The sequence below is a fragment of the Sorangium sp. So ce204 genome (genome assembly GCF_051526795.1).
Taxonomy (GTDB): Bacteria; Myxococcota_A; Polyangia; order Polyangiales; family Polyangiaceae; genus Sorangium; species Sorangium cellulosum_B.
In genome coordinates, this window is sequence record NZ_CP150317.1 from 5,420,154 (window position 1) to 5,434,443 (window position 14,290).

Below are 14,290 nucleotides of genomic sequence, written 5' to 3' on the forward strand. Positions count from 1 at the left end.
CGACCCTACGGGTCGATCATCAGACCGCGAGGATCGGGAAGGCCGGTCCTCGCCCAACGCTGTGGATGCGATGAACCGCTCTCAGGCGCCCCGCCCCCGCGGGCAGAAGGACCCCGCACGATCGCACGGCAGCGGCAATGTCCGCACCGACGACCTGCGGAACCCGCAACCGGCGCCTGGCGCCGGACGCGCCGGCGGCGCGCGCACCTCGCTCGTGTCCAGCGCGCTCGGGTTCATCGCCGCGGCGGCCTTCGCCGGCACCGCGGCGTGGGCGAGCGGCTGCCAGGGCGAGGCCCCTCCCGGCCCCTCCACCGAAGGCGACTCGCCGCCCGAGCGGACATCGTCCCTCCCCCGCCCCGCGCCCGCGTCCTCGGCGCGCGCCGCCGCGTCCGCCGAGGCGCCCAGGGAGGCCCCGGCCACCGCGCCCTCCGAGGCCCCGGAGCCGCCCGCGCCCGACACGCCGTACACGGGGCCGCTGCTCGGCTCGATCATGCCGCAAGCGTCGGTCTATCCGACGATGGAGTTCTCCAAGCAGCGGCTCGGCTACATCCGGCTCGGCGGCAAGGTGCCGGTCGATCCGAAGCCGATCAAGGGCGGGAGCTGCGCCAAGGGCTGGTACCGCCTCCTCGACGGCGGCTACGTCTGCGGGAGGTCGGCCACGACGGACCTGTCGAACCCCCAGGTCCGCCTCGGCATCACGCCGCCGAACCTCGACGAGGTCCTCCCGTACAAGTACGCCTTCAACACGACCCACGGCACGCCGCTCTACCGCTCCGTCCCCTCGAAGGACGAGATGACGCGCTACGAGCCGTACCTCGACTCCGCGAAGCGCAAGCGGAAGGAAGAGGAGAAGCAGCGCGCCGAGGCGCTGTACGAGGAGACCGAGAAGGAGGTCGCCGCGGCGGCCGCCGCGCGCGCCGCGGCGAGCGCCGAGGCCGCCGCGAGCTCCGCGCCGGTGGCCGCCGTCGCCGCGGATCCGGCTGCAGTCGAGGACAAGGCGGCGGCCGTCGCCGCGGCCGCGTCGCTCGGCATCGCGCCGGCGCCGGTCGAGGAGGAGCCCGAGAAGCCCTGGTGGGAGAACGTCGACGAGAAGGGCAGGCCGCTCAACGTCACGCTCGCCGATCTCGACAAGGACGCCGACTCGACGGTCGCGAAGCGGATGGTCAAGGGCTTCTTCGTCGCGGTCGACAAGACCTTCGGGTGGAACGGCCGCAGCTGGTACAAGACGACCGCGGGCCTCGTCGCGCCGAGCGACCGCATGTACATCATCAAGCCGCCGGCCTCGCAGGGCATCGACTTCCCCGAGGGCGCGAAGTCGGTCGGCTTCATCCTCGCGAAGTCGGCGAGCAAATACCAGTTCGACGCCGAGAAGAAGTCCGTCTCCGTGGCCGGCTCGCTCGAGCGCTTCGCGGCGTTCGGCCTCACGGGCGAGAGCCACACCCACAGGTCGACGGTGTACCGGAAGACCACCGAGGGCTGGTGGATGAAGGGCGCCGACGGGACGTACACCGATCTCGGCGCCCCGCCGCCGGATCTCGCGCCGGGCGAGAAGTGGATCGACGTGAACCTGTCGCGCAAGACGCTCGTCGCGATCGAGGGCGACAAGCCCGTCTTCGCGGCGCTCGTCTCGCCGGGGAGGCGCTCGAAGGACAAGAAGAAGGACCACGCCACGCCCACGGGGGTGTTCCGCATCCGCGAGAAGCACATCGCGACAACGATGGACGGCGACGGCACGGTCGCGGGCGATCTGCCGTACAGCATCGAGGACGTGCCGTTCGTCGCGTATTACGACGGCTCGTACGCCCTCCACGGCGCCTTCTGGCACGGAAACTTCGGCCGGGAGATGAGCCACGGCTGCGTGAACCTCTCGCCGCTCGACGCGAAGAAGGTCTTCTTCTGGAGCGAGCCCAGGCTCCCGCGCGGCTGGCACGGGGTCTGGGCCACGCCGGAGAACCGCGGCACGCTCGTGTCCATCCACGAGTGAGCGGGCCGCGCGGCCGCGCGGCCGAGGACGCAGCAACACAGTACGCTCCCCATCGAGCGGGCCGCGCGGGAGCGGTCGGACCGGGCTCGCCGCGACGCGTGGGTACGAGCGCGCGCCGGAGCCGCGCCTCGCCTGGACCCACCTGGCGAGCCTGGCCGCCTGCCGTCCTGCCTCCGCCGGTTGCTGGAAATCCGGGCGGGCCGTGCCCGGAACAGCTCGAACGGTCGCTTTGACAGGGCTCCCTCTTGACTCGGGGCTCCCCTTCGCACACTTGTGGAGCCGCCATGGACCAGTTCTCGGCGCACCTCGACCGCGGGTGGGATCTCGTCCAGCGCGGGGACACGCGCGGAGCAGAGGCGTCGGCCCGACGGGCGCTCGAGCTCGATCCGAACTCGCCGGAGGCTCACAACCTGCTCGGCTTCGTCGCGGCCCTCGAGGGCGAGGGCGAGGAAGCCATCGAGGCGTACCGCCAGGCGATCGCCCTCGATGACACCTACCTGGAGGCGATGCTCAACGCCGCCGAGGTCTACATCCACCCGCTCGGCGATTTCGACCAGGCGATCGAGATGTGCGACCAGGCGCTGGATCTGGCCGAGGTCGACGAGGAGATCATCGACGCGCTCCTCCTGAAGTTCGACGCGCTCCTCGGCAAGGGGGATCTCGACGAGGCGGCCCAGGTCGCGGCGAGGATCCCCGAGGGCCCCTACGACAACCCGAACCACACCTTCCTCGTGGGCCGCGCGTTCTACGAGATCGGCCAGGCCGACAAGGCCGCCGCCCTCATCGAGGAGGCGGCGCTCAAGGACCCGCGGCACGCCGAGGCCCACTACTACCTCGGCCTCATCCGCGACGAGCGGGGCGATGTCCGCGGCGCGACGCAGGCCTTCCTGCGCTCCCGCGAGCTCGACGTCGAGCTCGGCATGCCCCCCTGGGCGCCGAGCCGCGAGGGCTTCGTGACGCTGGCCCAGAAGACGGTCGCCGCGCTCAACCCCGTGCTCCGGCGCTACGTCGAGGGCGCGGAGCTCTACATCTCCGACGTGCCCGGGATGGAGCTCGTCGCCGAGGGCGTCGATCCCCGCGCGCTGGTCCTCCTGGACGGCCTCAACGCCGACGAGCGCGAGCGGGGCCTCCGCGGCAGCGCCGAGGTCCACCCGTGCGCGCGGGTCTTCGTCTACGCCCTCAACGTCGCCCGCCTCGCGGGCAGCATCGAGGCGCTGGAGCGCGAGATCAACCTGGCGCTCGAGCGCGAGATCACCGCGACGTTCCTCGAGGCCGAGCAGAACGAGCGGACCGAGAAAGAGCTCAACTGATCGGGCGAGGCGCTCCTCGCCACGACCGCCGCGCCGCGTGCGGGGCGGCGCTCACTTCCACTTGACGGCGATGATCTCGGTGCTGATGCCGGGTGACGAACGGATGATGACGGAGCTCATCAGCCGATGCACCGCTCCGAGCCCGACGCCGAGCCCCTGACCGGGCATCCTCGGCGTCAGCCGCGCGGAGCTCGACGAGGACGGGCCGCGATCGCTCTTCGGCCCGACGTCCTCGAGCAGCGCCAGCTTCGGGTCCAGGCCTGGGCCGGAGTCGCGCACGATCACCTCGACGCCCCACCGACCGCCGCCCGTCTGCGTGTCGTCGCGGATCGCGCGGATGCTGATGCTCCCGCCGCCGCCGTGGCGCACCGCGTTCGACACGAGCTCGGCGATCGCGATCGCGAGCTCGTGCTGGGCGCGCTCCGAGAGCCCTGCCCAGCGCGCGATGTGCGCGCCCTCGGCCGCGCAGGCGAAGCGATCCTCCTCGCGCGTGACGGGGATGCTGAACGCAGGCGGGGACCGCTGCGTCACGCCGCGCCCCTGTCGCGGACCACGGCGACGACGCACGTGGCGTCATCGAACGACTTCTTGTGGGCGTCGACGATCCGGCGCGCCATCTCCTCGGGGTCGAAGTCGCGGAACGCGCCGAGATCGAAGCCGCTGGAGATCCCGTCGGAGTGGAGCAGCACGACATCGCCAGGCGATATGGGGAAGCGAAAGCTGCGGAGCCGCCGCACGCGCCGCCCGAGGATCCCCGCCGAGCAGAAGCTCGGCATGGCCGTCCGCGTGATCGCCTTCATCGCGATGTTGCCGACGCCCGAGAACTCGAGCTCGCCCACGCTCTCGTCGATGCGCAGGAGCGCAGCCGCGGCGCCGCGCGTCGACGCGAGCTGCTCCCCTGCCCCGGTCAAGAGATCCTCGATCGGCATCGACGCGTGGTCCTCCACGTAGCGGCAGAACGCGGAAGCCGCCTGCGCGGCGTGGGGACCGTGGCCGAGCCCGTCGGCGAGGCCGATCAGCACCCACGGGGACTGTCGGACCACCACCACCTCGTCGCCGGCGATCTCCTCGCCGGCGGCGACGCAGCACGCGGTCCCGATGGCGACCGTCATCCGAGGTACTTCCTGACCGTCACGGTCGTCCCCGCGCCGGGCGCCGTCTTGACGTCGAACGCATCCATGAGCGCCTTCGTGCCCCGGAGGCCCGCGCCCATGCCGTGACGCGAGCGGTACTTGCCGCTCAGGATCTCCGGCAGGTTCGTGATCCCAGGCCCGTTGTCCTGCGCGACGATCTCGATCGCGCGCATCGGCGAGGTGAGCGAGCGGACGACGACCTGCCCGCTGCCCGCGTACCTGACGATGTTGCGCCCGAGCTCGGAGATCGCCGTGACGATCTTCGTCTGCAGGACGTCGCTGACGAGGTGCTCGATGCAGAGCTCGCGGCCGGCTGACCGCGCGCGCAGCACGTCCTCCTCGTTGCGCACATCAATGGTGATCTCGCGCGGCGCGGGGGCCGCGTGATCGAGCTCACCGAGCTCGGAGATGCACCGATCGAGCTGCGCCTGGTCGCGGACGAACAGCTTCACCCCGCGCTTGACCTCGACGAGGAGGCGCCGGAGATCACCCTCGCGCGCGACCAGCGGATCGACCTTCGCCTGCCGGATCCCGCAGTCGATGACGCTCTTCCTCACCGCGGGCGAGAGGAACTGCGCCAGCACCGTCTCGATCTGATCGGTGATCGAGCGGCCGACGATCTGCGGAGACGACGGCACGGGGCCGCGCCCCGACTGCGGCGTACCCGGCAAGCGCGTCGACACCGGTCCGCTGGACCGGCTCGACGGCGGCCCCGTGGCGCCGCCGCTGGAGGGCGGTCCGTCACGAGGAGGGATCTTCATGCGACACCTCGTTCGTGAGCTCCGGCGGCATCATGTCGTCCTCCGCGGACGGCGCGAGCATCTCGACGGCGCGCTCCAGGTTGAGCGCCGTCACCACGCCAGGGATCTCGAGATCCATCTCCACGAGCGCGATCGCGACCGCGGGGCGCAAGCCGCACACCGCCGTCCGGACGCCCATCAGCCGGGCCGTGAGCGCGATGTCACGGATGGCGCGGGTGAGATAGCTATCGAGAATCTCGACACCGGAGAGGTCGACGATGAGGCCGCGGGGAGATCGCGCTTCGATCGACCCGGTCACGTCGTCGCGCAGCTGCTCCACCTGGCCGTCGGTGAGCCCGCCCTGCACCGAGACGATTAAGTTCCCGAAGAGGCCCACGATGGGGACCCTACCCGCTTGCATCAAGTGGACGTCTCCTTCCTCGCGCTGAGCTGCAGCTGTGTCGTGGTCATTGCACCGCTGCCCGACGGATCGAAGGCGGCCCGCGGGCCGCCAGGTGTGTACGGCTGTCCTGTCTGCTTCTCGTTGTCTTTGGCCGCGCCGCGGCGGGTCCCCATGAGGGACGCGGGCGTCGGCTTCTGGCCGGCGAGCGCCATGCTCTCGCGCAGCGCGTGCTTGAGGTTGCGCGCGGCGCGCACGGTGCCGAGGTTGATGCCGAGCTCCACCATCGTCTGCGCGACGGCGGGCCTGACCCCGGTGATCCGACACCGCGCGCCGAGCAGCTCGACCGCCTTCATCAGCTTCATGAAATGGTCGGCCGTCCGCGTGTCGATCACCTCGACGCCCGTCACGTCGATGATGACGTAGCGCGACTGGCGGCGGACGATCTCGTCGAGCAGCCGCTCCATGATCTGGGCGCTCCTGCGCGAGTCGACGACGCCGATGATCGGCAGCGCGAGGACGTCGTCCCACAGCTCGAGGATGGGCGTCGAGATCTCGTCGATCGCGTAACGGAGCCGCTCGACGAGCTCGCTCTTGGCGCTCTCGCTCTCCACGAGGTCGCGGTTCTTCGCCTCGAGATCCTCGATGAGGCGCTTCTTCTCGGTCGCGTCGCGGAACACGGCGACGGCGCCGGAGATCGCCCCGTCCTTGCCCCGCATCGGGCTGGCGCTGACCGTCAGGAACAGGCCGGACACCGGGCCGGTCTCGATGCGCGGCTCGGAGAACACCGGCGGCACGCGGACCGACCGCGGCTCGACGTCGTCCCCCTGCGGCCCCGCGGTGGGCGCGAGCGTCGGCATCGCGCCGCCCGTCATGCCGTTGGATCGGCGGGCGACCCGCGCGTCCTGGTCGGCGGACTTCCTCGCGAAGAGCTCGACCTGATCGACCGTCTCGCCGCGCAGCGCGCGCGACAGCGGGTGCTCGGACATCGGCCAGGGGGTCGCGCGATCGGGGAAGAACAGCGTGGCGTCGCCGGGCCCCACGTCGTCCCCCGAGGCGAGGTCGAGCGGCGCGCGGCCGAGCATGTGCTCCGCGGCCGGGTTGCGCATCAGGAGCTCGCCCCTGTCGTCAACGACTGCGACGCCGTCCGCCATGCTGTCGAGCACGAGCTTGAAGATGCCAGCCTGTCGCCGCAGCTCCTCGTCCGCTCGGGCCAGCTGCTCGCCGCGCTCGCGCGCCTCGCGCGTCGCCCGGTCGAGCTGCGCGGCCTGCTCCTTCGCCGCGCGCTCGTGCCCCTCGATCTGCTGCTCGAGCGTCGCGACGCGCTCCGTGAGCCTCGCAATCTCTTGCCGCAGAGCTTCTTCGCTCATCGCGAACTCCCCGTCGTAAGCCCGCGCGCGCCGTGCGTGGCGCCAGGCAGCGCGTCCCTCCGGTGCGCGGCGCGGCGAATCCCCTTGCAGGACTGCTCCAGATGCGCGCGCCGGGAGGATGAGCCGCGCGGGCGAAGCGAGACGGCCACGGAGAGCGCGTGGCTCTTCGCCGTCCTGTCCGTCCTTTGCACGCTCGTGACGCTCATTTCTTCTCCTCGCAGGGTGCCCTGTCCCAGGCGGGGACCGTGTCCAGCACCAGTCGAGAAACACAGCTTATCGCCAACCGGGTAACCCACCGTCAAGCTTCGCGTCAGCCATGCGTGTCGCTTGTGGCGACGGCATCCACCGTCGCCCAGCCGAGGTAGCCCGTGCCCGCACAAACGCGCCCGTGCCCCGCGTCACGATCGAGCACGCCAGAAGCAGCTTATGCCGCGCCGCAGCGCAGCCGAGCTCGGTCGGCACGCACCTCCTGCTTCCGCTCCTCGGGTGTGCGGATGGAGAGGGTCCAAGCTCACGTGAGGTTCCGCCCATAACGACGCGCGCCGGTCACCTGCGCGGATTGCGTGATCACAGCCGCGCGCGGGTCGCTCCACCTCAATCGCCGAGGCTCTGACGCTCGCGAGCGCGCCGTCGCTTGGCCTTGCGCTTCGAGTCGGCCGGGCGCTGAGGGTCCGGGCCGCTCTCGCCCGTGGTCGGGGCGCCCGCGTCGAGCCAGCGCCACAGCGCCATCTGGTCCGCGGTCGCCCCGTGACGGATGGCGCGCTTCAAGATCTTCTTGGCGAGCACCAGCTTGCCGCATCGGGCGAGCGCGTGCGCGTAGCTCGCGGCGATGTCGGCCTCGCCTGTCTGCGCCTCGGTGGCCTGCGCCAGGAGCGGCAAGGCGTCCTGCGGGCGGTTCAGCGCGACGTCGTAGAGGTGCCCCAGGTTGTGCGCGTACCAGGGGTTCTCGGGCGCGATGGCCAGCGCGCGCTCGTAGGCGCGCGCGGCGTAGCGGTAGTTGCCGAGCAGCGACTGCGCCAGGCCCAGCACCGCCCAGGCGCCGTCGTCCTCTTCGTGGAACTGAAGCACGCGGCGCGCGAAGAGCGCGGCGCGCCACGGATCGTGCTCCACGCCCATCTCCGCGAGGTGGCGGTGCGCGTAGAGCCACGGCTCGCTCCCGGGCGCCGTCGCGCGGGCCAGGCGCGCGAGCAGCGGGAGCACCCTGTCCGCATCGAGCTTGTCAGCAAGCGCTCGATCGATGTCCCGTCGAAGCCGGTCGATGTCCTCCGCTCCACTGCGCCCCATCCCTTCCGTGATACGACCAGTGGGCGAGCTTGGCTAGCGCGTTGCGCGCCGAGCGGCGACGCCTGGACGACGTCGCACGCAAGCCCCCACCGACGTACCATCGACCTGCGCCGCCAGGCGGTGTCGTGCGCCGCGCGGAACCGCTTGAAACGCCCGCGTGGAGCCCGCTCCGCCGCCATGTGGCAGCGGACAGACGCTCTTGCGTCGATCCGCGCGACCCGCGCTCAGGCGTCCTCCGCCACCTCTTCGGCGCTTGACGTGCGCTCCCGAGCCTGCTCCGCGCGCGCCTCCTTGCCCGCGATCGTCGCGCCGTTCAGCGTCGCCACGACCCGCGCGAGCTCGGCCTTCGGGACGCTGACGAACGCGTTGCGCTCGCGCACCCGGATGCGCCGGATGTCCCCCTTGGCCATCCCGCCCCGCTCGATGAGCGCGCGCTGAAAATCCGCCGCGCGCGCGCCGTCGCGGCGGCCGAGGTTGATGAAGACCTCGACGAACTCTCCGTCCGCCTCGTCGCGCGAGGGCTCGGCGCGCGGCGCTTCGCCGGCCTCGCCGCTCTCGATCTCGACCGCGGCCTCGCCGGTGGCCGACGGCAGGGCGCCGCTCGCGCGCTCGCGCTCGCCGCCGCGCGACACCGGCGAGCCGGGCGCCGGAGACGGAGGCTCGCCGAGGATCGGCTCGTCGTCGCCCTCCTCCTCGGGCGGCTGCCACATGGTGAAGTCGGCGTGGCGCGAGAACGGCTGTCCCGACGCGCCGCCCTGAGGCCTGCCCGGCGCGGCGCCAGCAGCGCCAGCGGCGCCAGCGCCGCGGCGCGCCGACAGCAGCGTCGCGGCGGGCCGATCGCGCAGGCGCTCCGCCGGGCCGCGGCCCGGCCCGCCCTCGGCTCGCGGCGGCTCGATCCGCATCAGCGGCTCCGGCCGCGTGAGCGGCTCGACCGAGACGGGGCCGTCATCGCGCGCCCGCGCCCCCTCGGGCCGGCGCGGCTCTTCCCCCCCGGGCGCGTCCGCGCCGCGAGGGCCTCGCCGCCCCTCGTCCCGGCGGAGGCGCAGCGATCGCCGATCGCGCTCCCGCCCGCGGTCCCGATCGCCCTCGCGGGCCAGCTCGCGTTCGCGCTCGCGCTCGCTGCGCTCCGTCTCGGGCGAGCGCGGCTCGGCCGAGTCGGCCGCGCGGGGGATCGCCTCCCGCGCCGCCCGCCCGCGCGCCGCGGGCTCGGGCTTCGTCGACGGATCGGTGCCCCGCCCCTCGCTCTCGCGCGCCGCCGCGCGCTGCGGCTGCTGGGCGCGCCGCGCGGCGCTCGCCTCCTCCTGCGCCGTCGGCCGCGCGCCGAGGTGATCGCGCAGCAGGCCCGCCACGATCGCCTCGGCCTGGTCGTGCGTGAGCAGCCGGCGCGCGAGCGAGAGATCGTCGCGGTGCGTGCCCTTCGACAGGAACGCCTCGGCGAGCATCGCGACGAGATCGGCCTCGGCGCGCGTCTTGAGCTCCCCCTCCGTGGGGAGCTGCTTCTCGAGCGGGCGGATCTTGTACGTCAGCCGGAGGATGTAGAGCGGCCCGACGTCCTGCGGCGTGATCAGCGCGATCGCCGTGCCGGTGCGGCCCGCGCGGCCGGTGCGGCCGGTGCGGTGCACGTACGCCTCGGCGTCCTGCGGGAAATCGTAGTTGATGACGTGCGTGAGGTGCGAGATGTCGATGCCGCGCGCGGCCACGTCGGTGGCGACGAGGAAGCGCAGGCGCCCCTCGCGCGTCGCGCTCATCACCTTCTCGCGATCGGACTGCGGCAGATCGCCGTTCAGCCAGTCGGCGTCGTAGCCCTGGCGCTTCAGCGCCCCGGCGACCGCCTCGGTCTCGTCCTTCGTGTTGCAGAAGACGACCGCGTTCTCGGGGTTCTCGACCTCGATGATGCGGACGAGGGACGTCAGCTTGTCGCCCGTGATCAGGTAGACGTAGTGCTGGATCTGGAGCGCGCCGACGGCGTCGCCCGAGAGGGTGATGAACTCGGGCGAGCGCAGCTTGCTGCGCGCGATGCGCTCGATGTCGGGCGGGAGCGTCGCCGAGAACAAGAGCGTCTGGCGCTCCGGCGGCAGCTCGGCGAGGATCGCGGTGAGCTCGCGCTCGAAGCCCATCGAGAGCATCTCGTCGCACTCGTCGAGCACGAGCAGCCGGATGTGCTTGGCGACGATCGTCCCGCGGCGCAGGTGGTCGAGCACGCGGCCCGGCGTGCCGACGATGACCTGCGCGCCCGCGGCGAGCGCGTCGATCTGCCGCTGCATCGGCGCGCCGCCGTAGACGGCGACCACCTTGATGCCCTTGCGCTTGCCGAGGCGCTCGACCTCCGCCGAGACCTGGAGCGCGAGCTCCCGCGTCGGGCACAGCGCGAGCACCTGCGCCTGCGCGAGCGAGCGCTTCACGGCATGATCGACGATCGGGAGCCCGAAGGCCGCCGTCTTGCCGGTGCCGGTGCGCGCCTGCACGACCGCGTCGCGCCCGCGCGTCACCGGCTCCCAGACGGCGAGCTGCACCGGCGTCGGGTGGACGTAGCCAATCTCCGCGAGGGTCTCGCGCAGCTCGGACGACAGGGGGAGCACATCGAAGGTAGGCGGCGGCTGGGGCTTGTCGCCGGTCGGCGCTTCACCCGCCACTGCGGCAGGGGGAGAAGGAACGGTCATGTCGGTCATATCGTCCTGCGTGATCGCCGCGTCGGGGTATTATCTCGGGGACGCGGGCCCAAGCTGGCCATCGACGATCGCCCGGACCCGCCGCCGCAGCGGAGCCAGATCGCCTGCCTCGCGCCGCGCTGCGTGCTCCTCCGCATAGCGGAGCCGCTCGATGGCGTCGAGAGCGCGCTCGTTGTCCGCCGAGCCCCGGCACGAGGCGGCCACTCCGTCCCGGTAGGTCCACGCCGGAGCGAGCGTGCTCCTGAAGCGGGCGAGGGCGGCGTCCTCCCCGTCGGTCCCGGGGGCGGCCTCCCTGGCGCGCTCGACGGCCCGGACGAGCGCCAGGAGGCCCTCCTCGCAGCTCGCGTAGGGCGACGGCGCGGCCGGCAGAAAGAAGACCTGCCGGATCAGCTGGAGGGTGCACGAGGTGATGATGAGCGCGGCGAAGCTGTAGTACGCGACCAGCGCGATGCGCCGGCCACGGGCGCGAGGCCCGCCAGGGCGGCGCCGCGCTCCAGGAGGGGGCGCTCCCGCCCCGGTCCCCGGCACGGCCGGGGCGGGAGCGATGGGCGCGGGAGCTTGAGCGGGCATGGGAGCTGCGATTCCTAGGGCGGGCAGGGGTGCGCGGCCGCCGACGGTCGGGCCCCGCTTCCACGGTCCCTTCCGCGCGGGCCAGTGCTATCACCTCGCGGCGGGCGCGACGAGATGCTGTTGGACGGGAGCAGCGCGAGGTGACCGACAGGACCGCGGCGCTCCGCATCATCGCTCGCCGATCCGCTGCGGCGCTCTCCGCGCTGGCCCTCGTCCTGGGCCCGCCCGGGGCCGCGCTGGCTCAGCCGCTCCAGGACAACGCCTACACCATCGACCTCTTCCAGGGGCCCATCCTGGCGCCGCTGCGCGTGACCGGGATCGCCGGCGCCTACGCCGGCTACGCCGAGGGGATCGCCGGCATGGTCGCCAACGCGGCGGCGCCCGCGCTCCGCGAGCCGTTCAGCATGCGCTGGTTCGAGTGGGACGTGGCCGCGTCGATCTCGCTGCCCATCGAGCTCTTCGAGAACAACGATTTCGACAACAGCGGCGACATCGATCTCGATTACTCGAATTTCGTGTACCTGACCCTCGGCGGCCAGCTCCAGGCGGGCGACTTCGGCGTCGGGGTCAACGCCGAGCTGCAGCGGTACTCCCTGACGGACGAGGCCGGCGCCGAGACCACGGTCGTGATCGGCAAGTACCATTTCCTCGGCGGGGTCCGCCTGCTCGGCGACGCGCTCGTGCTGGGCGCCGGCGCGCGCGCGGTGACGCTCAACCTCCAGGCCGAGCAGACCGACCTGACCATGGCGGGCATCTCCCCGGAGCTCGGGGTGCTCGTGCGCCCCGACTGGGCGTCCTACCGGCTCGGCGCCACGTTCCGCTTCCCGGTGAACGGCGGCCGCTTGCTCGGCGAGGGCGTGGTGATGGACGGGCAGGTCCGCCGCGCCGGCGGGCTGATCCTGCCGAACGAGGTCGTCCTCCCCTGGGAGCTCGAGATCGGCCTCGCCGTGCAGGTCGGACCGCGCCCGCTCAACCCGGCGTGGATCGACCCGCGCGTCCAGGAGCGGGAGCTCCGCGAGGCGGTCGCGCGCAGGCAGGCCGCGCGGGAAGAGCGGAGGGAGCGCGAGCTCCGCGCCATCGACGACCCGGAGGAGCGCGCGCGGCGCGAGCGCGTCTTCGCGGCGGAGAGGGCGCGCGAGCGCGCCGCCGACGAGCGCGAGCTCGCCGCGGGGCCGGCCGTCCTCGAGGCGGAGCGGCGCGCGCGCTACTGGAACTGGCCGCGCGAGCACCTGCTCATCACGGCGGAGCTCCTCGTCACGGGCCCGGTGTCGAACGGGGTGAGCCTGGAGCGCTTCCTGGCGCAGAAGCAGCCCGGGAGCGAGCACGGCCCGTCGGCGGTGGGCACCTCGGGCGCGCACGTGAGCTTCTCGCCGCGGTTCGGGATCGAGACCGAGCCGATCCCGGGCCGCGTGCACACGCGGTTCGGCAGCTACTACGAGCCGAACCGCTTCGGCCGCCTGGGGAGCGGGCGCGTCGGCCGGCAGCACTTCACGTTCGGCGCGGACGTCCGCGTGCTCTCGACGACCTTCTGGGGCCTGATCCCGGACACCGCCTTGACGCTGCAGGCGTCGATGGATTTCGCGCCCCGCTATGACAGCGTGAGCGCCGGCATCGGCGTCTGGCACTGAGCGCCGCGGCGCCGCTCACGCTGACAGCGCGCGGCGGTGCTGCTCCGCGAGCAGCACGCGGAGGTGGCTCATCCGGGCGGGGTCGCGCTTGCCGAACTCGTCGAGCGCCGCGGCGACCGCGACCGGCGCGCCGCCGCGGGGCTCCTTCCGGAGCGCCCTCGCCGCCAGCGCGAGCGCGCGGGGGCACAGCACCTCCTCGATGCAGAGCCGCGCGGGCGGCGGCCGCCACGCGGCGTCGCGGTAGCCCCCCGGCGGCGAGGGCTCCGCGAGGAGCGCGAGGCCGTCCGCCTTCGCCTGCAGCGCCGAGAGGATCTCGCGCTCGATCGCGCTGCCCTCCTCGCGATCGCCGGAGCGCTCGATCGTGAACACCGGCTTCGCCGCGCCGCGCCGCGCGGCGCCGAGCCAGCCCTTCCGCCAGCGCACCGCCGTGGCCCTGCTGATGGTCGCCTCGCCGCGCGCGACGAGGCCCGTGAAGGCGCTGAGCATCAGCACCTCGAACGGCGAGAACGCGTCGCCGCCCTTCGCCCCCGCGATGCGCGAGAGGTTCGCGGCGACGACGGGGAGCCCCGCCTCGATCGCGTCCGAGGAACAGAAGAGCGTCGAGCCCGGGCTCGTCGGGTGGAACCCCGTCAGGCTCACGCCCTCGCCGGCGCCGTACCACCCGAGGAGCGCGCGCACGGTCCCCCGGCGGGCGCCGTCGGCCGAGCAGTAAGCCCACGTCGTGCCCCAGAGATCGAACAGCGACCGCACGATCCACCGCGCGAGCCTCGCGCCGAGCAGGACGCTCGCCGCGAACAGCGCGGCGGCCGCGAGGGAGTCGTCCGCGGCCCCGGCCAGGCCCGAGAGGAGCAGCCCGTAGAGCGCCGTGTACGCGAGCAGCAACCCGCTCGTGATCGCGCTCAGGAACAGCTCGATCTTCGGCGACGCGCCGCGCGGCTCGGACCGCCGCCATACGGCGCGGTGAGGCGGCTCGCCGCAGCGAGCGCAAGGGTCCGCGGGGCCACATCGCCGCCGCGTCCCGCAGCCGAGGCAGATGTCGATCGGGGGCAACCGGCTTGGCATCGGTGGTCCAGAATAGTGGCGCATCCTCGGTTCGTCGCCACGACCTGACGCACGGCGCGGGCTCGCCGCGCGCACGGTTTCGCACACGCGCACAGGGCGGGAGCGCGCCCCTGCCCGCTTCGGGCTTGTCGTCGCGCCCT

At 73.0% G+C, this 14,290-nt stretch carries 12 protein-coding genes; 3 read left to right on the forward strand and 9 right to left on the reverse strand.

Annotated features, from left to right (window positions below; translation table 11 throughout):
* Nucleotides 1-70: 70 nt before the first annotated feature.
* Complete coding sequence (locus tag WMF22_RS20090) at nt 71-1,984, forward strand: L,D-transpeptidase (RefSeq protein WP_437300660.1); 1,914 nt, start codon at nt 71-73, stop codon at nt 1,982-1,984.
* Between the two features lie 284 nt (nt 1,985-2,268).
* Nucleotides 2,269-3,294, forward strand: coding sequence for a tetratricopeptide repeat protein (locus WMF22_RS20095; RefSeq protein ID WP_012236238.1), 1,026 nt, complete (start codon nt 2,269-2,271; stop codon nt 3,292-3,294).
* Nucleotides 3,295-3,345: 51 nt separating this feature from the next.
* Here the strand turns inward: WMF22_RS20095 and WMF22_RS20100 are convergent, their stop codons facing one another.
* From WMF22_RS20100 to WMF22_RS20135, 8 genes are all read right to left on the reverse strand, one after another.
* A complete protein-coding gene (locus WMF22_RS20100) occupies nt 3,346-3,825 on the reverse strand; it encodes an ATP-binding protein (RefSeq protein ID WP_437300662.1) in 480 nt (159 codons plus the stop codon).
* Nucleotides 3,822-4,406, reverse strand: a complete 585-nt coding sequence (locus WMF22_RS20105) for a SpoIIE family protein phosphatase (RefSeq protein ID WP_437300663.1) — start codon at nt 4,404-4,406, stop codon at nt 3,822-3,824. Before WMF22_RS20105 ends, WMF22_RS20100 begins: the two co-directional genes overlap by 4 nt.
* The gene (locus WMF22_RS20110) at nt 4,403-5,188 is read right to left on the reverse strand and encodes an anti-sigma regulatory factor (protein ID WP_437300664.1); all 786 of its coding nucleotides are present in this window, start codon (nt 5,186-5,188) and stop codon (nt 4,403-4,405) included. The genes WMF22_RS20105 and WMF22_RS20110 overlap by 4 nt, the downstream gene beginning before the upstream one ends.
* Complete coding sequence (locus tag WMF22_RS20115) at nt 5,169-5,564, reverse strand: STAS domain-containing protein (RefSeq protein WP_157906757.1); 396 nt, start codon at nt 5,562-5,564, stop codon at nt 5,169-5,171. The genes WMF22_RS20110 and WMF22_RS20115 overlap by 20 nt, the downstream gene beginning before the upstream one ends.
* Before the next feature lie 23 nt (nt 5,565-5,587).
* A complete protein-coding gene (locus tag WMF22_RS20120) occupies nt 5,588-6,937 on the reverse strand; it encodes an STAS domain-containing protein (RefSeq protein WP_438036739.1) in 1,350 nt (449 codons plus the stop codon).
* A 594-nt stretch (nt 6,938-7,531) separates the two neighbouring features.
* On the reverse strand, nt 7,532-8,221 hold the full coding sequence (locus WMF22_RS20125) for a hypothetical protein (protein WP_437300666.1): 690 nt from the start codon (nt 8,219-8,221) through the stop codon (nt 7,532-7,534).
* A 224-nt stretch (nt 8,222-8,445) separates the two neighbouring features.
* Entirely contained in the window at nt 8,446-10,881 is a 2,436-nt protein-coding gene (locus WMF22_RS20130) for a DEAD/DEAH box helicase (protein ID WP_437300667.1), read from the reverse strand.
* Nucleotides 10,882-10,920: 39 nt separating this feature from the next.
* Complete coding sequence (locus WMF22_RS20135) at nt 10,921-11,460, reverse strand: hypothetical protein (protein ID WP_437300668.1); 540 nt, start codon at nt 11,458-11,460, stop codon at nt 10,921-10,923.
* 140 nt (nt 11,461-11,600) lie between these two features.
* On the opposite strand from WMF22_RS20135, the gene WMF22_RS20140 reads away from it, so the two are divergent.
* Nucleotides 11,601-13,088: a hypothetical protein gene (locus tag WMF22_RS20140; protein WP_437300669.1), complete on the forward strand. Its 1,488-nt coding sequence runs from the start codon at nt 11,601-11,603 to the stop codon at nt 13,086-13,088.
* A 15-nt stretch (nt 13,089-13,103) separates the two neighbouring features.
* Here the strand turns inward: WMF22_RS20140 and WMF22_RS20145 are convergent, their stop codons facing one another.
* A complete protein-coding gene (locus WMF22_RS20145; protein WP_437300670.1) occupies nt 13,104-14,150 on the reverse strand; it encodes a hypothetical protein in 1,047 nt (348 codons plus the stop codon).
* Nucleotides 14,151-14,290 lie beyond the last annotated feature (140 nt).

What these genes read in the sequence shown, in the direction of transcription:
- WMF22_RS20105 (WP_437300663.1), bottom strand. Translation starts at nt 4,406, where the DNA reads ATGACGGTCGCCATCGGGACCGCGTGCTGCGTCGCCGCCGGCGAGGAG.
- WMF22_RS20120 (WP_438036739.1), bottom strand. Translation starts at nt 6,937, where the DNA reads ATGAGCGAAGAAGCTCTGCGGCAAGAGATTGCGAGGCTCACGGAGCGC.
- WMF22_RS20090 (WP_437300660.1), top strand. Translation starts at nt 71, where the DNA reads ATGAACCGCTCTCAGGCGCCCCGCCCCCGCGGGCAGAAGGACCCCGCA.
- WMF22_RS20130 (WP_437300667.1), bottom strand. Translation starts at nt 10,881, where the DNA reads ATGACCGTTCCTTCTCCCCCTGCCGCAGTGGCGGGTGAAGCGCCGACC.
- WMF22_RS20110 (WP_437300664.1), bottom strand. Translation starts at nt 5,188, where the DNA reads ATGAAGATCCCTCCTCGTGACGGACCGCCCTCCAGCGGCGGCGCCACG.
- WMF22_RS20125 (WP_437300666.1), bottom strand. Translation starts at nt 8,221, where the DNA reads ATGGGGCGCAGTGGAGCGGAGGACATCGACCGGCTTCGACGGGACATC.
- WMF22_RS20095 (WP_012236238.1), top strand. Translation starts at nt 2,269, where the DNA reads ATGGACCAGTTCTCGGCGCACCTCGACCGCGGGTGGGATCTCGTCCAG.
- WMF22_RS20145 (WP_437300670.1), bottom strand. Translation starts at nt 14,150, where the DNA reads ATGCCAAGCCGGTTGCCCCCGATCGACATCTGCCTCGGCTGCGGGACG.
- WMF22_RS20135 (WP_437300668.1), bottom strand. Translation starts at nt 11,460, where the DNA reads ATGCCCGCTCAAGCTCCCGCGCCCATCGCTCCCGCCCCGGCCGTGCCG.